21 protein-coding genes are annotated in these 23222 nt (G+C 38.9%); 1 reads left to right on the top strand and 20 read right to left on the bottom strand.

The genetic code is table 11. The features are described 5' to 3' along the window. Positions 1–25: 25 nt before the first annotated feature. The 13 genes from hisD to uvrB all read right to left on the bottom strand — a co-directional run bounded on the left by hisD (position 26) and on the right by uvrB (position 13511). The gene (hisD, locus tag LJY09_RS25140; RefSeq protein ID WP_028412044.1) at positions 26–1294 is read right to left on the bottom strand and encodes a histidinol dehydrogenase; all 1269 of its coding nucleotides are present in this window, start codon (positions 1292–1294) and stop codon (positions 26–28) included. Between the two features lie 15 nt (positions 1295–1309). Then, positions 1310–1942, bottom strand: coding sequence for an ATP phosphoribosyltransferase (hisG, locus tag LJY09_RS25145; RefSeq protein ID WP_013059721.1), 633 nt, complete (start codon positions 1940–1942; stop codon positions 1310–1312). Next, positions 1942–3123: an ATP phosphoribosyltransferase regulatory subunit gene (locus LJY09_RS25150; protein WP_028412043.1), complete on the bottom strand. Its 1182-nt coding sequence runs from the start codon at positions 3121–3123 to the stop codon at positions 1942–1944. Before LJY09_RS25150 ends, hisG begins: the two co-directional genes overlap by 1 nt. Before the next feature lie 183 nt (positions 3124–3306). Then, on the bottom strand, positions 3307–3834 hold the full coding sequence (locus LJY09_RS25155; protein ID WP_013059723.1) for an acyltransferase: 528 nt from the start codon (positions 3832–3834) through the stop codon (positions 3307–3309). Beyond that, complete coding sequence (gene ppaX, locus LJY09_RS25160) at positions 3831–4478, bottom strand: pyrophosphatase PpaX (protein ID WP_033580418.1); 648 nt, start codon at positions 4476–4478, stop codon at positions 3831–3833. Before ppaX ends, LJY09_RS25155 begins: the two co-directional genes overlap by 4 nt. A 60-nt stretch (positions 4479–4538) precedes the next feature. Beyond that, the gene (lgt, locus tag LJY09_RS25165) at positions 4539–5372 is read right to left on the bottom strand and encodes a prolipoprotein diacylglyceryl transferase (protein ID WP_028412041.1); all 834 of its coding nucleotides are present in this window, start codon (positions 5370–5372) and stop codon (positions 4539–4541) included. 16 nt (positions 5373–5388) lie between these two features. Then, positions 5389–6324 carry an HPr(Ser) kinase/phosphatase gene (hprK, locus tag LJY09_RS25170; RefSeq protein ID WP_028412040.1) on the bottom strand — a complete coding sequence of 312 codons (936 nt, stop codon included), beginning with the start codon at positions 6322–6324 and terminating at the stop codon, positions 5389–5391. 191 nt (positions 6325–6515) lie between these two features. After that, positions 6516–6881: a phage holin family protein gene (locus LJY09_RS25175; protein WP_013059727.1), complete on the bottom strand. Its 366-nt coding sequence runs from the start codon at positions 6879–6881 to the stop codon at positions 6516–6518. A 2-nt stretch (positions 6882–6883) separates the two neighbouring features. Beyond that, positions 6884–7078, bottom strand: coding sequence for a PspC domain-containing protein (locus tag LJY09_RS25180; protein WP_013059728.1), 195 nt, complete (start codon positions 7076–7078; stop codon positions 6884–6886). A gap of 41 nt (positions 7079–7119) precedes the next feature. Then, the gene (locus LJY09_RS25185; protein ID WP_028412039.1) at positions 7120–8211 is read right to left on the bottom strand and encodes a DUF4097 family beta strand repeat-containing protein; all 1092 of its coding nucleotides are present in this window, start codon (positions 8209–8211) and stop codon (positions 7120–7122) included. 38 nt (positions 8212–8249) lie between these two features. Beyond that, positions 8250–8561 (bottom strand): hypothetical protein, encoded by a 312-nt coding sequence (locus LJY09_RS25190; RefSeq protein ID WP_013059730.1) that lies wholly within the window; start codon positions 8559–8561, stop codon positions 8250–8252. Positions 8562–8648: 87 nt separating this feature from the next. Then, the gene (gene uvrA / locus LJY09_RS25195) at positions 8649–11525 is read right to left on the bottom strand and encodes an excinuclease ABC subunit UvrA (RefSeq protein WP_028412038.1); all 2877 of its coding nucleotides are present in this window, start codon (positions 11523–11525) and stop codon (positions 8649–8651) included. A gap of 6 nt (positions 11526–11531) precedes the next feature. Then, a complete protein-coding gene (gene uvrB, locus LJY09_RS25200; RefSeq protein WP_033580416.1) occupies positions 11532–13511 on the bottom strand; it encodes an excinuclease ABC subunit UvrB in 1980 nt (659 codons plus the stop codon). Between the two features lie 335 nt (positions 13512–13846). On the opposite strand from uvrB, the gene LJY09_RS25205 reads away from it, so the two are divergent. After that, on the top strand, positions 13847–15508 hold the full coding sequence (locus tag LJY09_RS25205; protein WP_047749599.1) for a sigma-54 interaction domain-containing protein: 1662 nt from the start codon (positions 13847–13849) through the stop codon (positions 15506–15508). Between the two features lie 64 nt (positions 15509–15572). On the opposite strand, the gene LJY09_RS25210 is transcribed toward LJY09_RS25205, so the two are convergent. From LJY09_RS25210 to ftsE, 7 genes are all read right to left on the bottom strand, one after another. Beyond that, the gene (locus LJY09_RS25210; protein WP_028412035.1) at positions 15573–16487 is read right to left on the bottom strand and encodes a proline dehydrogenase family protein; all 915 of its coding nucleotides are present in this window, start codon (positions 16485–16487) and stop codon (positions 15573–15575) included. A gap of 315 nt (positions 16488–16802) precedes the next feature. Next, a complete protein-coding gene (locus tag LJY09_RS25215; protein WP_099331332.1) occupies positions 16803–17027 on the bottom strand; it encodes a DUF2198 family protein in 225 nt (74 codons plus the stop codon). 26 nt (positions 17028–17053) lie between these two features. Beyond that, positions 17054–18244: a PDZ domain-containing protein gene (locus LJY09_RS25220; protein ID WP_228307452.1), complete on the bottom strand. Its 1191-nt coding sequence runs from the start codon at positions 18242–18244 to the stop codon at positions 17054–17056. A 162-nt stretch (positions 18245–18406) separates the two neighbouring features. Next, the gene (locus tag LJY09_RS25225; protein ID WP_028412032.1) at positions 18407–19846 is read right to left on the bottom strand and encodes a S41 family peptidase; all 1440 of its coding nucleotides are present in this window, start codon (positions 19844–19846) and stop codon (positions 18407–18409) included. Between the two features lie 173 nt (positions 19847–20019). Further along, the gene (locus LJY09_RS25230) at positions 20020–21228 is read right to left on the bottom strand and encodes a murein hydrolase activator EnvC family protein (protein ID WP_033580413.1); all 1209 of its coding nucleotides are present in this window, start codon (positions 21226–21228) and stop codon (positions 20020–20022) included. 160 nt (positions 21229–21388) lie between these two features. Then, positions 21389–22279, bottom strand: a complete 891-nt coding sequence (gene ftsX, locus LJY09_RS25235; protein WP_014457813.1) for a permease-like cell division protein FtsX — start codon at positions 22277–22279, stop codon at positions 21389–21391. Then, complete coding sequence (gene ftsE, locus LJY09_RS25240) at positions 22269–22955, bottom strand: cell division ATP-binding protein FtsE (protein ID WP_013085414.1); 687 nt, start codon at positions 22953–22955, stop codon at positions 22269–22271. The genes ftsX and ftsE overlap by 11 nt, the downstream gene beginning before the upstream one ends. Positions 22956–23222 lie beyond the last annotated feature (267 nt).

The raw sequence follows: 23222 nt of genomic DNA on the forward strand, positions 1-23222 counted from the left end.
TCTACTCTTTTTTTTAATCTCCGCCTTATTTTTTAAAGCGTTCTTCAACCGCCCTTGCATGAGCTTCTAGCCCTTCTAAACGAGCAAACGCTGCGATTTTTGAGACATTTTTCTGCAGGGCTTGTTGGCTGTATGAAATAATACTAGACTTCTTCACAAATGAATCAACTGATAAAGGACTTGAGAATTTTGCTGTCCCATTGGTTGGAAGAACATGGTTTGGTCCAGCGAAATAATCGCCAACAGGTTCTGAACTGTATCTTCCTAGAAAAATAGCACCGGCATGACGAATGGAACCTAAAAGTTCAAGCGGACTTTCAGTCATAATTTCTAAATGCTCAGGGGCTAATTGATTCACAGCTTCAACCGCTTCTTCTAATGACCCGGTCACATAAATAGCGCCATGGTTATCAATAGAAGGTTTGGCAATTTCTTTACGTGGTAAAGATTCTACTTGCCTTTCCACTTCTTCTTTAACAGCTTCGGCTAACTTCATAGAAGGCGTAACTAAAATACTTGAAGCTAATTTGTCATGTTCTGCTTGAGACAATAAATCAGCGGCCACTTCGTTCGGCTTAGCCGTATCGTCTGCTAGTACGACAATTTCACTAGGTCCAGCAATTGAGTCAATGTCTACTAAGCCATATACTTCTCTCTTCGCCAATGCAACAAAGATATTACCAGGCCCTACAATTTTATCGACGGGTTGAATTGTTTCTGTTCCATAGGCAAGTGCTCCTACTGCCTGAGCTCCCCCTACTTTATAAATCTCTTCGACCCCAAGCTCACTCGCTGCTACAACTACTCCAGCAGGAAGCGCGCCGTCTTTTCCTGGAGGTGAAACCATCACGATACGTTTTACACCTGCCACTTGAGCAGGAATGACATTCATTAAAACGGAAGAAGGATACGCTGCAAGACCTCCCGGTACATAAACACCTACTGCATCTAAAGGCGTTACTTTCTGCCCTAAAATGGTGCCGTCTTCTTTTGTTGTCATCCAAGACTGCTCGACCATTCTTTCGTGGTAATCACGAATGTTGTCAGCAGCTTCACGAATGATTGACAGCATATCTGCATCAACCAGCTCATAAGCACGCTTCTTTTCTTGTTCTGTCACAAGCAAAGAAGAAAGCTCAACGCCGTCAAATTGGGCTGTATATCTTTTTAAAGCTTCGTCTTTTTGCTCTTGCACTTGCTTTAAAATATTTACGACAATTTCTCTTTGGGCACTCGTCCCTTGATCAATCGTACGCTTTAAGCTCACTTGTTCTGTTACACGTGTAATTTTCAATGTATGTCACCTCTTTTATACAGGTTGAACCACTTGGGCTAAACGATTCACTAAATCATCAATTCGTTCGTCTTTTAAACGATAGCTTACAGGGTTCACAATCAAACGCGATGTAATATCTTCAATGTGCTCCAATTCAACAAGTCCGTTCTCTTTTAGTGTTTGTCCTGTTGATACAATATCAACAATCCGATCAGCAAGGCCGATTAAAGGCGCTAATTCAATCGAACCATTCAATTTAATAATCTCTACTTGCTCTCCTTGCTCCCTGAAATAAGTAGATGCTACATTTGGATATTTGGTTGCCACTTTTTGAGCAATTTCTGATTTTTTAGCATTAGGCAAGCCGGCAACGGCCAGATGACATTTACTAATATTTAAATCCAACAGCTCATAGACATCTCGTTCTTCTTCTAACATTACGTCTTTGCCTGCAATACCAAGATCCGCTACTCCGTATTCTACATAAGTAGTAACGTCCATTGGTTTCGCTAAAATAAAGCGCATGTTCTCTTCAGGAATGTCTACAATCAGCTTGCGCGAATCGTCAAATTCTGGCGGCAATTGAAAGTCTGCTTGACGCAAAAGTTCAGCTGCTTCTTCAAAAATACGTCCTTTTGGCATTGCAATTGTTAATAGTTCACTCATTATTGTCCCCCCTTGCCTCGTTTTCCAATTAGAAACGTGACTTCTTCAAACTGTGCAGTAAATACATCAACATCATCAACGCCCGCAATTTCCTGAGTCACTACCCGGTATCCTTGCTTGCGCTGTTCAGCAGCTAAAGCTAATGCCTCATCTAAACGCTCTTGACTATATAATATGCCGTATACTACTGAAGGCTCATATACTTCTTCGCCCAGCGCTTCAATTAAGCGGTCGAGCTGAATTCCAAATCCTGTAGCTGGTGTTTTAGACGCGAATTTTTCAAGAAGCTGGTCATAACGTCCTCCATTACCGATATGGAAACCAACGTTTTCAGCAAAAACTTCAAATAAAATACCTGTGTAATAGCTCATATGACTGACTAAGTTAAAATCAATTTTAATTTCATCCGTTACACCGTACGCATCAAGCATATTCCATAGCTTTTTCAAATCACCGGCTGCTTTTTGCCCAGCTTCGTTTTCAACGAGTTCAACCGCTTCTTCAATCTTCTTTTCATCTCCACGCAGGTTAAGCAGCTGAAGGAGACGCTGTTTATCGATAGAAGATAGATTCAAATCTTTTACATGATTACGATAACCCACGTAATTTTTCTCATATAAAAAGCGGCGAAGCACGTTAGCACGTTCTTCATTTCCGACAATCTCTAAAAAAAGCGAATTAACGAACCCGATGTGGCCAATTGCGACTTTAAATGATTTAAGTCCCGCTCTTTTTAATGCGCCGATCATGAGAGCAATGACTTCAGCATCGCTGCTCATCGTAGCGTCTCCAATTAGCTCAACGCCTATTTGTTCAAACTCCGCCGGGCGGCCACCCTCACGCTGCTGAGCTCGGAATACATTTGCTTCATAAGCTAAGCGCAAAGGAGAATTATTTAAAAGTTTTGAAGCGGCCACACGTGCAAATGGCGTTGTTACATCCGGTCGCAGCACAAGCGTATGCCCTTCTTTATCTAAAAGTTTAAACAATTGTTGATCTAAAATAGCTGATGCGCTTCCTACCGTCTCGTAGTATTCCACAGTAGGTGTTGCCATATATTGATAGCCCCAGCTGCTGATTTCATCTGCCAGCTGACTGCGAACTTGTTTTTTTCTTTCAAAAAGAGCTGGCAGGGTATCTCTCATTCCAAGGGGTTTTTCAAACATAAATAACTTTGACATTCTGACACGTCCTTTAAGCTTGATTTTATCTATTAAGGAACCATTGATAGGTTGATTTTACTTTATCACGCTAATGTATTAGCGAAATAACAAATTAAAGTTATTGATAGTTTACACCCGATAAAGTCAGCCGTCAACCGCCAGCTGTTCAAATTTACAAAAAAAACCACAGCTTAGTTCTTGCTAAGTTGTGGCTTTAGGTTCTGCTTCCCTGCGCTTTTCCATTTCTTCTTTTGTATAGATGACACGCATAGGGTTACCTCCAACAAAGAAACCGGGTGCTACATCTTTATGAACCACCGTTCCAGCCGCTACAACCGCTTCGTTGCCGATTGTTACACCTGGAAGGATGGTGCTATTTGCTCCAATCATCACTTCATCCCCAATGATGACATCTCCAAGACGATATTCCGTTATCAGATATTCATGAGCGAGAATAGTGGTATTGTATCCAATGACCGTATTGCGTCCTACTTGTATTTTTTCAGGAAACATAATATCGAGCATCACCATAAGGGCAAAGGATGTTTGAGGTCCTACTTTCATCCCTAAGCACGCTTTATACAGCCAGTTTTTCATCGAAAGAAAAGGCGTATAACGAGCGCATTGAATGATGAGGAAGTTGCGCACTACTTTCCAAAAAGGCACGGTCTTATAGACATGCCAAAGGGAGTTAGCTCCTTTAACCGGATAGCGCGTTGTTTTTCTCACTGACGTTCTCCTTTTAATATATCAATTAAATCCGTCATATTTTCTAAAATAATATCAGGGTTATAAGAAGCGATATGATCTCTTCCTTTTGCACTCCAAGCAACTCCAGCTGTTTTCGTGTAAGCTCTTTGGCCGGAAACGATATCGTGATGGTTATCTCCTACCATCAGCGCTTCTTCAGGTTTAGCATCAAGCAGATTCAGCGCTTTTTCGACCGGCTCAGGATGCGGCTTTGCATTTGTTACGTCTTCAATTGCGACAATCGTATCAAAGAACTGATCTAACTTTGTTAACTTAAGCCCCATCATGACCGTATTTCTTTGCTTAGTTGTGACAATACCTAATTTATAATTCTGCTCGTGCAGCCATTTAACTGTTTCAAGTACGCCTTCAAATTCTTTCACAAGCAAATCATGATTAGCTAGATTATGCGTGCGATACATCTCAATCATTTCGTTTACTTTCGTTTTATCCATTTCTACAAACGTGTCGTATAAAGGCGGACCCATGAACTGTAAAATATCTTCACGAGTGTATTGTTCAGGATAATAGTGATTAAGCGTATGAGTAAACGAAGCAATAATTAATTCATTTGTATCAATTAACGTACCGTCTAAATCAAACAAAACCGTATTAATCGTCATTATTCATTTCCTTCCCTTGCGTCAAATCAAGTTTGTCTAAACCTTGTAGCTTTTCTTCATTTACGCCTTAGATTGTGCTTCTTCATTCTCTAAGTATTTCTGTTTACTCATTCCCGTCACGCGGCGGATAATAATTAAAATAATGGCGATGACAATCAGTGCAAGTGAAACAACTTGAGCGATTCTGAGTGTATGCGTCAGCATTAAACTATCCGTGCGAAGCCCTTCTACAAAGAAGCGTCCAACTGAGTACCAGATTAAATAAGATAAGAAAATTTCTCCTTTTCGCAGACTGGTGCGGCGAAGTACCATCAACAGGATAAATCCGGCAAAATCCCATAATGATTCGTATAAAAACGTAGGGTGATAATATGTACCATTAATATACATTTGGTTAATAATAAAATTTGGAAGGTGCAACCCTTCTAAAAAAGCACGGGTAACCGGCCCCCCATGTGCCTCTTGATTCATAAAGTTGCCCCAGCGCCCAATGGCTTGGCCAAGGATTAAACTAGGCGCAGCAATATCAGCCAACTTCCAAAATGAAATCTTTTTTACTTTCGAATACACAATGGCAGTTAATACGCCTCCGATTAAGCCACCATGAATGGCGATCCCGCCTTGCCAAATCTGAGGTATTTCGTTCAAATGCTTTGAATAGTATCCCCATTCAAAGGATACATAATAAATTCGTGCACAAATAATAGCTATTGGCACAGCAAATAGAATAAGATCAACAAATGTATCTTTTGATAAGCCTCTTCTTACGCTTTCTCTTGTCGCAATATAAAGACCCAACAGAACACCTGCACCGATAATGACACCATACCAGTAGACCGTTAGAGGGCCAATTTCAAGGAAAACGCGATCTAACGGCTGAATAGTTGCTTCCACAAGTTAACACCCTTTCTTATAAATCTTCACGGTCTCCTTCTTCAATTACATCTGTTAGACGTGCAGAAAATTGTTCTGCTGCGTTAATACCCATACGCTTTAAGCGGAAGTTCATTGCTGCCACTTCAATGATAACAGCTAAGTTTCGTCCCGGACGTACTGGCAATGTAATTTTTGTAACGTCTGTATCAATAATTTTCATTTTATCTTCTTCTAAACCAAGGCGATCATAATGTTTCTGCTGATCCCATGTCTCTAACTGAATAACAAGTGAAATTCGCTTATAGCTTCGTACAGCTCCTGCGCCGAATAGCGTCATCACATTGATGATCCCTAGTCCTCGAATTTCAAGCAAATGCTCGATTAAACCAGGCGCATTTCCTACAAGGGTGTCTTGATCTTCTTGACGGATTTCCACACAGTCATCGGCTACTAGACGATGCCCCCTCTTAACAAGCTCTAGAGCTGTTTCACTTTTACCAACGCCGCTTTTTCCCATGATTAATACACCAATTCCGTATATATCAACTAATACGCCGTGCAGGGCAGTCGTAGGTGCTAGCCTGCTTTCAAGAAAATTCGTTAAATGGCTGGAAAGTCGCGTTGTTTTAAAGCTTGAACGCAGCACGGGAACTGATTCACGCTCTGAAGCTTCGATAAGTTCTTTCGGTACATCCATTTCGCGGGAAACAATGATAGCCGGCGTGATATCTGTACACATTTTTTCCATTCGAACTTTTTTTTGTTCCTCATCTAACTGTTTAAAAAATGATAGTTCTGTTTTACCTAACAGCTGGATACGTTCTGCTGGGTAGTATGTAAAATAACCTGCCATTTCAATACCTGGACGTGAAATATCACTCGTTGAAATAGGGCGGTCGATTCCTTCTTCTCCGCTAATAAGCTCTAATTTAAATTTCTCAATGATGTCTTTTGTACGTACTTTAACCACCGTGCATCCTCCTTTTATAAACAGTCATATACCTGTTCATGTCTACAGTATATCCAACTCTCGCTTTTATGTCGCGTTTGGTTCTACTAGCCACTTTATTTTATCATTAATACAGAAAGAAAAGAAAAAAAAGATGGCATAGGCTGCATCGCCTTACCATCTTTTTTAGAAAATTAAATATTGCAAGAAAGTTATCTTCTATTTTGAAGCGGTTCAACAATCACTCGTTGAATAAGCGCATTTAGAAGCGACATAATTACCGAGGCTAAAAGCGCTGTACCAAACCCGTCAATATTAAAAGAATCTCCCATAACACTTTGTGTAATCATCAGCGTAATGGCATTAATGACGAATAAGAATAGGCCAAGCGTAAGAAATGTCACCGGCAGGGTAAGTAAAATTAAAATCGGCTTAACAAACACATTCAAAATCGATAGAATTAAGCTCGCGATAATAGCTGCACTGACCGATTCCAAGTGAAAGGTGTCAATATAACCTGCGATTACGATTAATACGAGGGCATTGATTAAAATACTAATGATTCCACGCAATAACATTTTTAGAAATCTCCTTCTTCATTTGGAACTAAAAACACAAAAATCATATATAAAATGACCGGAGTACCTACTGTAAAAAATAAACTGATGATAAACAATACGCGGAGTAGTGAAGCATCTATTCCGATATACTGAGAAATACCGCCGATAACACCCGCAAGCTTGCGATTTGTTCGCGAACGATACAACTTTCGCACGTTAATCATCTCCTTTGTTTTTTTACTAAAACAAGCATTTTCTATTTTATAACAATTGAGCCCGTTTTGGATTCAGCTAACAATTTATAGCCTTTCGGCGAAGCGACATTTGCTTTGAAACGAAGTTGTTTCATCACCGTTTCTTTTTTCTCATCTACTATTTCCATCTCAGGAAGTGTACACGTAAAATTCCCAAAGTTAGATTTCAAATCTCCATCAACGGAGAGGTGGGACGGCGTATAGAGCGTAATGCTTCCTGTAGTCGTTTTGAAAAATGCTTTTTCAATGCGCTCTCCTTTTAAATACGTATCAATATCCCCGTTAAATGTCTGAACATCAATCTTTTTTGTATCTCCATCAAATTTAACCGTTCCATTGATTGTTTCAAGCTCACATTTCGAAGCGAGTATTCGAGAAAGTTCCATATGCCCGTTTGATGTCTCCATTTCAAGAGAATGGCTATTCACATCGTAAAAGCGGATGGTGCCATTAGCTGTTTTGGCTTTCAGGTCTCGTACGCTTAGTCTTTCCCCATCGATTGAACCATTAAACATACGGAGCTTGACGCGTTCATATTCCATTTCTGGAATATAAATAATCGCTTTCACCTTCATTTGCTTTTGCTGAATTGCAAAGCGCAGTTTGCCATTTTCGATGGAAAATGCGGTATGCTGCAAGAAAGTGCGGCGCGCTTCATCCGAATTCTCTACTTTGTAGATAGCAGCTTCACACTCTATTCGTACTTCTGTACTTCCCCAAGGTCGGAGTTGAACGCTTCCATTTGCTAAATCTACGTCAATCTCTTGAATATATGCTTCTGATTGCTGAAAGATGTGCTGAACGTCAATCGAAGGACCAAAGTTAAAATCTAAATCTCCTTCTTTTACTTTTTTTACCGTTTGATCTACAAATGTAAATAATTTTTCCTTTAAAGAGCTTTGAGATGACTTAGAAGCGTACGTTTTTTTCTGTTTTCCTCCTACATAAGGGGATAGCTCAGCTTTATCAGGCGTAGCATAGTAAGAGTCATTAGCTGAGTCTTTTTCCAGTGAATTCAGCAAGGTTAAAGCCTCATCTACGCTAAGTTTCCCTTCTTCTACCATCTGTAAAATTTGTTTGCGCTTTTCACTCATACCTTCCATCTCCTCTTTACGTTTTAGTCATTTAACTTTTATCTGCTTAATATTTGTATCCCTTTTACAATATTCCATACAAACACAACAACATTAACTAAAGAAACAACAACTAAAGCTACAATTAAAAGAATAAATACCGTTCCACTAGAGCCAGTAAGAGCAGGAAGCAAGAAAAATAAGAACAAGATCGCTGTAGCGATAGGTAATAAATGTGACAAAAATGCAGTTTTTGCATGTTTCTTTACTTCTATGTTATGAACAACAAAATAAATAATAATAGGTAATAAAAATGGTGCAAAGAAAACGCTAAAATAATTTAAGGAAGATAGTATGCGATTTCCTTCCATAATAATCAGCTCCTTATATCATGTATTACGTTTTAATGAGTTAAAAAGTTTCATTCTTTATAAAAAAGACACCAATGCTGGTGTCTTTTAACGAGTTAATGCCTCTGCTTTTTCAACTTTTTTCTCCATACGCTTACGGTCACGTTCTAAAATTGGTTTCAAATAATGGCCCGTATAGGATTCTTTTACTTTCGCCACTTCTTCTGGCGTACCCGTAGCCACAATTTGTCCGCCTTTATCTCCACCTTCAGGCCCTAAATCAAGTAGATAATCAGCTGCTTTGATCACGTCTAAATTATGTTCGATCACTAGAACTGTATCTCCATTTTCAACTAAACGCTGAAGCACTTTTAATAAACGTGCGATATCATCGACATGAAGACCGGTAGTCGGTTCGTCTAAAATGTACAGCGTTCTTCCTGTTGAGCGACGGTGAAGCTCTGAAGCTAACTTTACACGCTGGGCCTCTCCACCCGATAAAGTAGTGGCCGGCTGTCCAAGCGTGATATAGCCAAGCCCTACATCGTAAATGGTCTGTAGCTTCCGCTTAATCTTTGGAATGTTTTCAAAGAAGTGAAGCGCGTCTTCAACTGTCATATCCAACACATCTGAAATGTTTTGATCTTTGTATTTTACTTCTAAAGTTTCCCGGTTATATCGTTTGCCGTGGCAGACTTCGCAAGGAACGTATACATCTGGCAGGAAATGCATTTCGATTTTAATAATACCGTCTCCTCGACAAGCTTCACATCGGCCGCCTTTCACGTTAAAGCTAAAGCGGCCTTTTTTATATCCGCGCACTTTTGCTTCGTTTGTTTGGGCAAATACATCTCGAATGTCATCAAATACACCCGTATAGGTTGCAGGGTTTGAACGAGGCGTACGGCCTATGGGAGACTGATCAATATCAATGACTTTATCTAAATGTTCAATGCCTTTGATTTCTTTATGTTCTCCTGCTTTGCTTTTTGCTTTATGCAGCTTTTGCGCCAATGATTTGTGAAGGATATCATTTACAAGCGTACTCTTACCTGATCCAGATACACCTGTAACAGCTGTGAATACACCTAACGGAAGCTTTGCTTTTACATTTTTTAAATTGTTTTCTTTTGCTCCTATAATTTCAATCATCCGATCTTTATCTATCGAACGTCTTTCGGCTGGAAGTGGAATAAACTTCTCTCCTGATAGATATTGACCCGTTAAGGAATTTTCATCATCCATCACTTCCTGAGGCGTGCCTTGAGAAACAACGGCACCCCCGTGTACGCCGGCTCCTGGTCCGATATCAATTAAATAATCAGCTGCCATCATCGTATCTTCATCATGCTCTACAACAATCAACGTATTTCCAATATCGCGCATGTCTTGCATTGTGCGAATTAAGCGATCGTTGTCACGTTGATGAAGACCGATAGAAGGTTCATCTAAAATATAAAGAACCCCCGTCAAACGAGAACCGATTTGAGTAGCCAAGCGAATGCGCTGCGCTTCCCCTCCTGAAAGAGTTCCAGCAGAGCGGTTCAATGTTAAGTAATCAAGTCCCACGTTAATGAGAAAGCTTAGACGCTCACGAATTTCACGCAGTATCATATCCGCAATCTTCATGTCTTTTTCAGATAAACTGAGACTTTCAAAAAAGTCATATGCTTCTTTTACTGAAAAGCGTGTTGTATCTCCTATATGCTTTTCGTCAATAAGCACCGCTAAGCTTTCGCGTTTTAAACGATTTCCTTTACATTTTGGACAAGCTTGCTGAGCCATGTATTTTTCCATTTGCTCACGGATATAATCAGAACTTGTTTCATGATAACGGCGTTCTACGTTCCGAAGCACACCTTCAAATTCGATATGATTTTCTCTTACTTGGCCAAAATCATTTTCATAGCGAAAGTAAATTTTTTCTTTACCGCTGCCATATAATACTTTATCAAATAAATGTTCCGGGATATCTCGAACCGGCACATCCATGTCGATGCCGTAATGTGTACATACGGCTTCAAGCAGCTGCGGATAGTATTGAGAACTTGTTGGCTCCCAAGGTGCAATAGCGTGCTGATGAAGTGTTAAGTCATAGTTAGGAATCACTAAATCTTTATCCACTTCCAATTTCGTTCCTAACCCGTCACACGTTGGACACGCCCCGTACGGACTATTAAATGAAAACATGCGGGGCTCAAGTTCTCCAATGGAGAAGCCACATTTTGGACAAGCATGATGCTCGCTAAAAAGTAATTCTTCCTCACCTATTACATCAATAATTACTTTCCCATCTCCAAGGCGAAGAGCTGATTCCAAAGAGTCCGACAAACGAGCGGCTACACCTTCTTTGACAACAACGCGATCAATCACTACTTCAATGGAGTGCTTTTTGTTTTTTTCCAGTTCAATTTCTTCTGTTATTTCACGCATTTCTCCGTCTACTCGAATGCGAACGTACCCTTCCTTTTTAATATCTTCTAATACTTTTACATGGGTGCCTTTTCGGCCAGATACCACAGGGGCCAGTACTTGAAGTTTTGTACGTTCAGGGTACTCTAAAATTCTATCTACCATTTGCTCAATCGTTTGAGACGTAATTTCAATTCCATGATTAGGACAAATCGGCTTTCCTACACGAGCAAACAAAAGGCGCAAATAGTCATAGATTTCGGTCACAGTTCCGACGGTTGAACGAGGGTTTCGGCTCGTTGTTTTTTGATCGATTGAAATAGCAGGCGACAATCCTTCGATCGAATCTACATCTGGCTTATCCATTTGACCTAAAAACTGTCTTGCATACGCCGAAAGTGACTCGACATAACGTCTTTGTCCTTCAGCATAGATTGTATCGAAAGCTAAAGAAGATTTACCAGAACCTGACAACCCTGTTAATACCACTAATTTGTCTCGCGGGATTTCAATATCGATATTTTTCAAATTGTGGGCTCGTGCACCTTTTACCACGATTTTTTCCATCGCCATGTTTTATCACCCTTCCGCTTTTAATTCTAGAATCAAGTCACGAAGCTCAGCTGCGCGTTCAAAGTTAAGCGCTTTGGCTGCTTCTTTCATTTCTTGTTCCATTTCTTCTACGAGCTTTGCTTTTTCTTTTTTATTGAGTTTATCAAATGCCGGTGCTTCTTCATACGTTTCTGTATCTTCTGCTACTACTGTTGCACGAATTGAGCCTCGAACTTCTTTTTGAATCGTTGTCGGTGTAATACCATGCTCTTCGTTGTAAGCTTCTTGAATACTTCTACGACGCTTGGTCTCATTGATAGCAATGTCCATGGAGTTTGTGATGCGATCTGCATACATAATGACATGTCCATTAGCATTTCGCGCAGCACGTCCGATGGTTTGAATAAGCGATCGTTCTGAACGCAAGAATCCTTCTTTGTCCGCATCTAATATGGTTACTAACGAAACTTCTGGAATATCTAAACCTTCACGAAGTAAGTTAATCCCTATGAGCACATCATATTTTCCAAGCCGCAGCTCTCGGATAATTTCAATACGCTCGAGCGTCTTCACCTCAGAGTGAAGATATTGAACTTTAATGCCAATTTCTTTTAAGTAGTTCGTTAAATCCTCAGACATTTTCTTTGTTAACGTCGTGACGAGCACTCGTTCATTTCGCTTAATCCGGTCGTGAATTTCTCCAATTAAATCATCAATCTGCCCTTCAATTGGTCGAACTTCAATATTTGGATCTAATAATCCCGTTGGACGGATAATTTGTTCAATCACCTCAGGCGCCTTCTCAAGTTCGTAAGGACCTGGTGTTGCTGAAACATGGACGATTTGTTTAATATGCTGTTCAAATTCATCAAATTTAAGCGGACGGTTATCTAATGCAGACGGCAAGCGGAAACCATGGTCCACCAACACTTGTTTACGCGCTTGGTCTCCATTATACATTCCTCTAACTTGAGGAATGGTAACGTGGGATTCATCCACCACAAGAAGGAAATCTTCCGGGAAGAAATCCAGCAGTGTATAAGGTGTAGAACCAGCCGGACGAAGCGTTAAATGACGAGAGTAATTCTCGATTCCTGAACAAAATCCCATTTCTCTCATCATTTCTAGGTCGTAGCGAGTGCGCTGTTCCAAGCGCTGCGCTTCTAAAAGCTTTCCTGCTTCTTTTAACTTCTCTAGCTGTTCTTCTAGTTCTTTTTCAATGTTTTGAATGGCCACACGCATTTTTTCTTCCCTCGTGACGAAGTGAGATGCCGGGAAGATAGCCACGTGTTCACGATCTCCAATAATTTCTCCTGTTAAGGCGTCGACTTCGCGAATGCGGTCAATTTCATCCCCGAAAAATTCCACGCGAATACAGTGTTCATCTCGAGACACAGGAAAAATCTCAACAACATCACCGCGAACGCGGAACGTTCCGCGCTTGAAGTCAATATCGTTTCTTTCGTACTGTACATCCACTAGCGTACGAAGCAGCTGATTGCGTTCTTTTTCCATTCCTACTCGAAGAGATACGACCATTTCTTTGTATTCTTCCGGAGACCCTAATCCATAAATACAGGATACGCTGGCAATAATAATGACATCTTTTCGTTCAAAAAGAGCAGAAGTTGCTGAGTGACGAAGTTTATCAATCTCGTCATTAATGCTTGCATCTTTTTCAATAAATGTATCTGTTTGAGGTACATAAGCTTCAGGCTGATAGTAATCATAGTAACTGACAAAGTATTCGACTGCATTATTAGGAAAAAACTCTTTAAACTCACTGTACAATTGACCAGCAAGCGTTTTGTTATGAGCCATAATTAATGTTGGCTTATTTATTTCCTTAATAACATTAGACATAGTGAAGGTTTTTCCCGTTCCTGTAGCACCTAACAAAACTTGATGCTGCTTACCTTCTTTAATTCCTTTCACAATCTTTTCAATTGCCTTTGGCTGATCACCTTGCGGTTGATATGGGGATACTAATTCAAACTGATCTTTCAAATGAAGGCCTCCGTTTCTATTTTCTTGTTTTATCTATTTTTATTACGATATGTAAAAACCGAAAACACGAACTGATATTCGTATTTTATCACTTTATACTCATAAATGAAACTAATGAGTATTAATCTTATATAGTGTTTGTTTGTTTTGATTTTTTACCCTGTTACTTTATTACCCACTAAATTCTTATACTACCCTTTTCGAGGGGAATACAACTCTTTAGATGAAAGCAATAAAAGAAAGTAAGCTGCCTAATTGTCTGAAAAGGATAGGCTTTTGCGCCAATTTCTAAATTATGATACAGTATAAAAAATATGTACTGAGAGGGGTTTAGTATGGCAAGCGTTGATCAAGTTCTTATAAATAACTCCTTTATAACAGTTGAAGAATCAACTTCTTTAGCTAAAGTGAAATCTGAACTTTCCAACTATGATTTCGTTGTAGTCACAGCAAGTACCTTTTATGTAATACAAAAAGATGAACGATACCTTTTAACAGGTCATGACGAGGCATCGTCCATTAAAAAAGTAATAGCGGACACAAATTGGCCTTCATCTTCTACTTCTACGTTAGCCAATTTACAAGCCAACACAAACTGGAATAGACCAGTCCTCATTCAAGCAGAAAACCAAGAAACCACAATAGGACTTGTAACACCTTCACAGTGGATTACACATTTGCATAGCCAAAATGAGATATTAGCTTCCTATTTTGATACATTGGCAGAAACCATTAATGATGCAGTGACAGCGGTCGATCATGAAGGAAATGTAATCTTGTGGAATACTGCTGCGGAACATACGTATAAGATTCAGAGAGATGATATTATTGGTAGAAAAATCGGAGAGCATTTTAAAGATGAATCCATCATTCTACATACGATTCTAAATGAAGGGCGTCCTGTGCGCGGAACGTATCATCGTCCTAATGAACAAACTCACGTGCTCATCAATGCATCTCCTATTATAAGAAACAACCGAGTCATAGGTGGAGTCGCAACCGAACATGACATTACCAATATTGTAAGACTAAATGAAGAAATTGATGTATCTCTTCTCATTCCGAAAGATAATCCATTTTCTTCTTTTGCGGGTATCAGTCCTGAAATTAAGCAAGCCGTTGACATTGCCAAAAAAGTGGCATCTACAGATATGCCTATTTTATTAACAGGAGAACCTGGTTCTGGGAAAGAAATGCTGGCTCAGGCCATCCACTACGGGGGATCCAAACATAAAGAACCTTTTTTATCTTTAAATTGCGCCACTATTCCATCTGGACTTCTGGAAATTGAACTCTTTGGTCATCAAAAAGACGTCTTTTCAGAAGATCCAACGACCATTGCAGGAAAACTGGAGCAGGCTCATAACGGGACGTTATTTATTGAAGAAATTGATAAAATGCCTCTTGAAATTCAAGTTAAGTTTCTCCGTTACTTGGAAGAACGAGCCTTTTATCACGTTGGAGGCACGGAAGAAATTCAAGTCCAAACCCGAATTGTAGCCTCTACTACGACGCCTTTGGAAGAGTTGCTAAAAGCCGGTGAATTCCATGAAAATCTTTACTATTTGCTGACCGTCATTAATATTATCATTCCGCCGCTTCGAGACCATAAAGAAGACATTGAAGCATTAACGCAGCAATTTGTACAGGAATTTAGTAAAAAGTATAAAAAGAAGGCTCCTTTCATCAGCTCTGAAGTTCTCGAAGCCTTTATGCAATACGATTGGCCAGGAAATATTCGCGAGCTGAGAAATACGATTGAACGAATGATTTTTCTTAGTGATCAGTCGTTGATTACCCTTACGCACCTTCCTGACAATCTGAAGGATGCCAGTTCTTTCACAGAAGTTCAAAAAGAAGAAGATTCTCTCCAAGAAGCTAGGCTAATAGAAGAGACTCTTCAAAAAACCTATGGAAACAAAAGTGCAGCAGCAGATCTGCTTGGCATTTCACGCGGCACCCTTTATAACAAAATCAAAGAATACGGATTAAACTAATTAAAAAATTCGACACGAAGCTCAGGATACTTGTGTCGAATTTTTTATGTTTCTTGGACTGAACTTATTTGGAGAAATTTTTTAATACGAACCATACGTTGGCGGGGCGTTCGGCTAGGCGTCTCATGAAATACCCAAACCAATCAATTCCGTAAGGAACATAAACCCTGACTTTATATCCTTCTTTGACCAGACGATCCTGTAGCTCTACGCAAATTCCATAAAGCATTTGGAACTCAAACTGATCATTTGAAATGCCGTTTTCTCTTACTAATCGTTTTGTATACTGAATCATTTCCTCATCATGACTTGCTACAGCTGTATAGTGTCCATTTAATAAATGCATTTTAATGATTTTTTTATAGTTTTCATCTACGTCTTTCTTTTCCGGAAACGATACTTCTGGCGATTCTTTGTAAGCTCCTTTTACCAGACGTAAATTGGCTTGATATTGATGTAAGTCATTCATATCTTGTTCTGTACGATAAAGATACGCTTGAATCACAATTCCAATATTATCAAATTCTTTGCGTAATTCTTTATACATATCAAGGGAGATTTGGCAGTGCAAGTAGTCTTCCATATCAATTCGAACAAAAATATCATTCACTCTGGCTGTGTGTAGAATTCTGCGCATATTTTCCATACAAAGCTCTTTGCTAATATCCAATCCTAAAGAAGTCATCTTTAATGATAAATTTGATTGAACGCCCGATGCTGCAATGGCTTCTAGTGTCTGAATGCACATGGCCGTAGATAACCTAGCTTCCTCTTCTGTAAAAACAAATTCGCCTAAATGATCGAGTGTCACAACTTTCCCACCATTGTTAAGCTCCTTGGATGTTTGAATTGCTGATTCAATTGAGTCTCCAGCAACAAAACGAGCTGCCCCCATTCGCAATCCATACTTTTTAGCTAATTTATTCATTGAATGATTTTTGCCAAGCGACTGAAACATCGTTCTCATTAACACTTCCATCGATACTAAACCTCCTTTTATTTTTAAAAATCAAAATAAATATAATTTTCAGATTAATTTCTTTATTTTTCTATACCCCAACTACATATTTGTACACACATTTAAAATAATTTACACAAAATTGTTTAAGTTATTTTATTTACAAACATATTTGTATAATTAATTTAATTATACTCATTTATCGATGGAACCGTAACAACAGTGTTATGAGTTCTAACTCGTTTTTCGACATAAAAAAGCTCTCCACATTTCGTAGAGAGCTTTTGCGTACGTTTTGATAATAGGACGATTCACTTATTATCAAAGCAACAATCTTTATTTTCCAGCTGCTAGCATGCCTTTTGCATATGTAAAACCAATGGCTGCTGAAAGTAAATCTATTAAAATAATAAGCGGATAATCTGCGTACCCTTTATATACAGAAACAGCTATCAACAAAAGCGTCAGCGCTGTGGCAACATATAGGTTATATGTTACTCTAGCAAACAGAACAAGCAATATGGCGGGTAGAAAAACTGCGGCAATCGTTTTGACTTCCACAAACATTTCTCCTTTTTATCCGTCTTTTAACCAGCTTGTGAATTACGTTTTGTATAATTGTGTACAAACAAAATACCTAGTTCATGATGTTCGTTGTCATACAATGCTCGCTGAGTAAAGCGAACTTCTCCATTTTCGTCAATAACTTCTAGCTTACAAAAAGCACGGTTATTCACTTGTAATGCTTCATAAAATTTATGGACTTCAGATATAGCGATTCCATTTACTTTAATAATCACTTCTCCTACTTTCAAACCCATTTTCTCTGCCGGAGAATGAGGGATGATTCCTAACACAACCAAACCTTGTGTACGCTTAGTAAATAGTGCGGGCGCTTTTTCATCGCTTCGACGCTGCTGCAAACGAATCCACTCTCTTCCTATGATCGCTAGAATAACAACAGCGACAGCGGCAGGAGGATAAAAAATAGCAGCAATTGTAATAATCGTTAATCCCACGCCTAATGCTAATACACGCTTACCGGTAAATTCAATAGATTTAAACGGAACCATACTTTGAATTCGCTGATAAAAACCGATAGCAAAAGGAACAAAAAACAGGTTAAATGATGTTCCGTCAATAGATAACACAGGCCACCATGGAAACACAGACGTAATGGCGCTGCCTGGAATTAAGACAAAAAGCGGAACAACCCATAATTTTTGAGAATAATGAGCCCCAATTTCCTGCCCTCTTTTACTTTTCACAATGGCTGGAGACGTACCTTTTGCTCCAAACTTCCAAATTAAATATCCTTCTGCTAATACAAGCAGCGACATTAAAATAGTAAGAGAAGGTAAATCTGCGTTATGAGCTTGCACAGACCACGTTTGAATAAACCCTTCACCGAAACCAGCTGCAGGAATAAGCAAGGTCGCAAGCACAGCCAGTCCTACGGTATAAGAAGGAGAAAGCCATTTAAACGTCCACGGGCCGCTTATGATAAAAGTTAAAACAGCTACAAGTACAATCGTTCCTATAGATACATAGACACCTAGCAACACGGTAACAACGGATAAAATCAAACCAATAATGATACCTGGAAAAAATAAATATTTTGCTTCTAAAATAAAATCAAACACGCGAACATGAAAATTCTGACGCTCTCTCTTGACGCGAGAAAGACCTACAAAAAACGAGACGAGCAGAAATAAATAAGTTAACGGGTGCAAAAATAAACGCCCGATACCTTTTAAAAGCTCTAATGCAAAATCCATTTTTTCACCACCTGTATTTTTCACATTTTTATTACAACATTTACGATTGATTGTTATGTATCATAGGCTTCTTTATTTTATCAAAATGCATCACTAACCGACAATGTTGTTTTTACTAAAAAAGTTCCGTGCTTTGGAAAAGCACGGAACTTTTTCTACTTCTTATTGACTAGCTAGCTTTAAAGCCGTTTGAAGCTGACGATCTTCATCTTTGGATTTAATTTTTTCTAATAGTTTTGTTTGTAAAAGCGCTGCTGTATCTTCATCAATTTCACCTGTAGCTTTTTGCTTATTGGCTTTTTGGAATGCAGTTACAGCTGTTTCTGTCTCTTTACTAAAATATCCGTCTGTACGTCCAGGTTCAAAGCCAAGGCCTTTTAGCATCACTTGAGCATTCTTCACTTGGTCACCTGTCATATCACGTGTTAATGGCTTTTTATCAACTTGAATTGGATTTGCATAATAGTAATCCGGCTGCTTGACTTCTACCGTTGGTTTTATACCTTTTTCGTTAATCCAGTTTCCATCAGGCGTTAGCCATTTATAGAACGTTAATTTTAAATTACTGCCGTCTTCCATTGGAACAGCTTGTTGAACCGTTCCTTTTCCATAGGATTTTTCACCGACTAGCTTGTATCCGCCTGCTTCTTTTAATGCCCCGGCAAGAATTTCAGAAGCAGATGCACTTCCTCCATCAATCAAGGCCACAATTGGATAATCCTTTTGCTTTTTCATTGAAGAAACCACTTTTTGACGTTCACCGTTACGATCTTCAATTTGAATGTATGGCTTTTTATTCGTTACTAATTTATCGAGCATTTTTTCAACACTCGTTAAATAGCCACCAGGATTTCCACGAACATCTAGAACTAAACCATCAATATGTTTATTTTCAAGTTTTTTCAACTGTTTCGTAAATTCGTCTCCCGTTGACTCAGAGAATGACGTAATTTCCATGTAACCAATTTTTTTATTGTTTACATTTTTAACAGAAGAATAGACGGTTTCAATTGGAATCTCATCTCTTACAACTTTTACTTTCATCGTTTCTTTCACGCCTGGTCTTTGAACATCTAATGTCACGGTAGAGCCTTTTTTACCGCGAATTTTTAATACCGCTTCATTCAATTCAAGACCCGCGATACTTTTACCATCGATCTTTAAAATCTGATCATTTGGTTTTAATCCTGCTTTTTCCGCAGGAGATTGTTTAAACGGAGCTACGATTGTTACTTTTCCATCTACCATGCTTACTTCAGCACCAATCCCCTCAAACGATGAATCAAGAGACTGCGTGAATTGCTGTGCCGTTTTCTTATCCATGTAAGATGAGTGAGGGTCTCCTAAGGTTTGTACCATTCCTTGGATTGCGCCATCTAATAATTTTTTGTCATCTACATCTTTGTAATATTTTGAAGATATCAGTTCGTAAGCCTGCTTGATTTTGTCTAGCTCTTCCTTTTCCACTTTACTATCATTTGAAGAAGTTGTAAGGGGGGTACTGACCGTTCCAGCATTTGCATACTGAATGCCAAAATATGTACCTGCTGCTCCAACAACTAAGGAGAGTGCCATTAATAGTGCAACGATTTTCCGATTCAAGTTCTTTCATCCTCCTCAACCTTAAGCCATCTCTTCTTATTATAATAGATACAACCAAAACTATGTAATAAAAAGGATGCATGTGTTATTTGTAGCAAAAGGCACCACACAAATCAAGTGCGATGCCTTTTTGTTAAACTATATGTTGAGCTTGTACCACGTATGCTAGGAACTTAAAATTTAATATAACGTTCAGGGTTTACAGCAGAGCTTTTGCCTTTCCAATCGCCCTTATGCAATTCAAAATGCAGGTGAGCACCAAACGAACGTCCTGTGTTCCCTATATAACCTAATTGTTGACCTTTATTGATAGATTGACCACTTGAGACGCTGTAGCTCTCTAAGTGAGCATAAACTGTAACCCACGTCTGACCTTCGACATTGTGACGAATAAATACGGCATTACCAAAAGAAGAAGAATGATATGCTCTAATTACTTTTCCGCTTGCTGCGGCTACAACTGGCACACTTTCTCCTCGCTTTCCAATATCAATACCGTAATGTCCTCTTCCAAACGTTTCTCGATATCCAAAATGAGATGTTACCGGGCCCTTTGCCGGCCTCATAAACGACCCGCTTGTAACAGGTGGTGCCTCCTCTGTTGCCCCGGCTTTTTCAATTTCTTGCTGTTGAGCTTGTGCTGCATTTTTTTGATCGGCTAAAATAGAAGCTTGCTCTTCTAATCCAACGGCTTCTTCATTAAATTCTTTTTCCTGATCTTTGAGCGTTTGCATGAGGTGATTCTTTTCATCCACTTGTTTTTGCAGCTGCGCACGAAGATTTTTAAGTTCTTCAAGCGCTTGATTTACTTCCGTTAGCTTGTTTTGAACTTTTGTTTCTTTCTCTTCTTTTGCCTTTTTATCAGCTTCATGCTGCATTAACAAATCGCGGTCAGCCCCTACAATTGTCGAAACCGCACTCACTCTGCTAATAAAGTCTCCGAAGCTTTCAGAGCCTAGCAGTACATCTATGTAATCCACAGACCCGCCGTTTTCTTGTAAAGCACGAGCACGCTTTTTTAATAGCTCATTTCGTTTTTCAATTCTTTTTTTTACAACGTCAATTTCATTTTTCAGCTTTTCGATGTCTTGCTTTGCTTTTTCTACTTCAGCTTCACGGCTGCGGATGTCTGCATTTGTCTGTCCGACTTCTGAATCCAAACGCGCAATCTCAGCTTCTTCGTTTTTTTGCTGTTCTTGAACTTCTTTTAATTTCTCTTTATTTTGATTAATATTTTGGTTCACATCGTTACTTTTTTTCTCTAAATCACTGAGTTTAGTAGTGCTGGCACTTTCTGCATAAGCAACTTTTTCATTACCTATCCAAGCTGTACCTAGTCCAACTAAAACTGCTGCTGTCATTACTAATGTCTTACGTGTCATTTGTTTCTCCCCATTTGCACATATTTCCCCGTATAAACGGGCATTAGCAAGACCCCCATTAGCACTTTTTTCTATTTTTATCTGTAATTACACAACAACCTCACATCTGATAAACATCAAATGTGAGGTTGTTATAATCTATTATGTTAAAAATCTATCTTTATTTTCGTAAGAATTTACGGATGGATAATGTACTTCCCCACATCCCAATTAGACCACCGATTACAAGTAGTAATAGCGATACTTGAAGCACGAATGGAAAAGCAGGTAAAAGTTCAAAGAATCCATCGAACTTAGGCTGAACTTCATTATATAAAACGCTGTACACACCGATAATAACAGCAATTGGCACAATAGAACCAAGCACTCCTAAAAACAGACCTTCAATAAAGAACGGCCAGCGAATAAAGGAGTTTGTGGCTCCAACTAAGCGCATAATTTCAATCTCTTCACGGCGAGCTACAATCGTAATTTTAATTGTATTTGAAATGAGGAACATCGCTGTAAATAGAAGCCCTAAAATCAGTACTACTCCGATATTACGAGCTACTTTCAGCACTTTAAATAACTTTTCAACTTGATCTTGTCCGTATTGAACTTTTGCTGCATACGGATATTTCTCAATTTGTTTAGCTACTTTTGCGACATCAGTCGGCTCTTTTGTTTTAACAACAAACACATCATTTAATGGGTTTTGCTGCTCAAACGGTTCAAAAGCTTGTCCTTCATCACCCATACTATTAATTAAATCTTTTAACTCTTTATCTTTAGAAGAAAACGTCACCGTATCAACTTGCTTAATTGCATCTAGCTTTTCTTTCATTGCTTTTCGATCATCCGCTGTCGCTGCAGCATCAACGTGAACGCGAATTTCCACATCATTTTCAATCAATTTAGCAATGTGATTTAAATTCATCATCAACATAAAAAATACGCCTACAAGCAAGAGCGTCACGGTAACCGCGCTTGCAGATGCGAATGTCATCCAGCCGTTTCTTCCTAAACTTTTAGATCCTTCACGTAAGTGGCGACCGAATGTCCTAGCCTTCATATCCGTATTCACCTCTTACTTCATCACGCACAACATTTCCATTTTCAATCGCAATTACGCGCTTTCGAATTGTATTTACAATTTCACGGTTATGCGTTGCCATTAAAATAGTCGTACCGCGTTTATTAATCTCCTCAAAAATATCCATGATTTCCCATGAGGTCTCCGGATCAAGGTTCCCTGTCGGTTCGTCGGCGATGACAACCTTAGGACTATTCACAATTGAACGCGCAATAGACACACGCTGCTGCTCTCCTCCAGATAATTCATCAGGGAAAGAATCCATTTTACCCTTTAACTTAACAAGCTCTAGCACCTCTAGCACTCGCTTTTTAATTTCTTCGGGACTTTGCTCAATTACTTCTAGTGCAAAAGCAATGTTTTCATAGACCGTTAATTTTGGAAGCAGCTTGAAATCTTGAAAGACTACACCAATATGACGTCTAAAGATAGGAACTCTGCTATCTTTTATTTTTGCTACATTTGCACCGTTTACAATGATATTTCCTGAAGAAGGCTTTTCTTCACGATACATCATTTTAATAAAAGTGGATTTTCCTGCTCCACTTGGTCCTACGATATAAGCAAACTCACCTTGATTAATCTTGATGCTAATGCCATTGATTGCTTTTACACCGTTCGGATACGTTTTATATACATTTTGCATTTCAATCATAAGTAATCACCTAATCAAGTGTGTTATTTTAATACTATGTAAAACTTGTCAAAATACGACAAAACTCTACAATTCAAACCAAAAATTCGACTCTTCTCACGCGCTTTCTCATTATAACATCACTCTTCGTGAAAATAAGCCCCAAAAATATTACATTTTTATTTCAAATATGACATAAGTAGGATATTTTTAGCAGGGTATGAGAATTTATCCTTATTTTTAATTCTGTTGTTTTTTGCTGTTCATTTTTTTACGAATATCGTTAGA

It is taken from the genome of Priestia sp. J2, assembly GCF_020790095.1.
Classification (GTDB): Bacteria; Bacillota; Bacilli; order Bacillales; family Bacillaceae_H; genus Priestia; species Priestia zanthoxyli.

Bases quoted from the DNA above. Each gene is read 5' to 3' on its own strand.
- LJY09_RS25150 (WP_028412043.1), bottom strand. From the start codon at position 3,123: ATGTCAAAGTTATTTATGTTTGAAAAACCCCTTGGAATGAGAGATACC.
- LJY09_RS25190 (WP_013059730.1), bottom strand. From the start codon at position 8,561: ATGGAAGGAAATCGCATACTATCTTCCTTAAATTATTTTAGCGTTTTC.
- ftsX (WP_014457813.1), bottom strand. From the start codon at position 22,279: ATGAAGGCTAGGACATTCGGTCGCCACTTACGTGAAGGATCTAAAAGT.
- LJY09_RS25205 (WP_047749599.1), top strand. From the start codon at position 13,847: ATGGCAAGCGTTGATCAAGTTCTTATAAATAACTCCTTTATAACAGTT.
- ppaX (WP_033580418.1), bottom strand. From the start codon at position 4,478: ATGACGATTAATACGGTTTTGTTTGATTTAGACGGTACGTTAATTGAT.
- LJY09_RS25220 (WP_228307452.1), bottom strand. From the start codon at position 18,244: ATGGATTTTGCATTAGAGCTTTTAAAAGGTATCGGGCGTTTATTTTTG.
- ftsE (WP_013085414.1), bottom strand. From the start codon at position 22,955: ATGATTGAAATGCAAAATGTATATAAAACGTATCCGAACGGTGTAAAA.
- hisG (WP_013059721.1), bottom strand. From the start codon at position 1,942: ATGAGTGAACTATTAACAATTGCAATGCCAAAAGGACGTATTTTTGAA.
- LJY09_RS25230 (WP_033580413.1), bottom strand. From the start codon at position 21,228: ATGACACGTAAGACATTAGTAATGACAGCAGCAGTTTTAGTTGGACTA.
- LJY09_RS25185 (WP_028412039.1), bottom strand. From the start codon at position 8,211: ATGAGTGAAAAGCGCAAACAAATTTTACAGATGGTAGAAGAAGGGAAA.
- uvrA (WP_028412038.1), bottom strand. From the start codon at position 11,525: ATGGCGATGGAAAAAATCGTGGTAAAAGGTGCACGAGCCCACAATTTG.
- LJY09_RS25210 (WP_028412035.1), bottom strand. From the start codon at position 16,487: ATGGAAGTGTTAATGAGAACGATGTTTCAGTCGCTTGGCAAAAATCAT.
- LJY09_RS25175 (WP_013059727.1), bottom strand. From the start codon at position 6,881: ATGTTATTGCGTGGAATCATTAGTATTTTAATCAATGCCCTCGTATTA.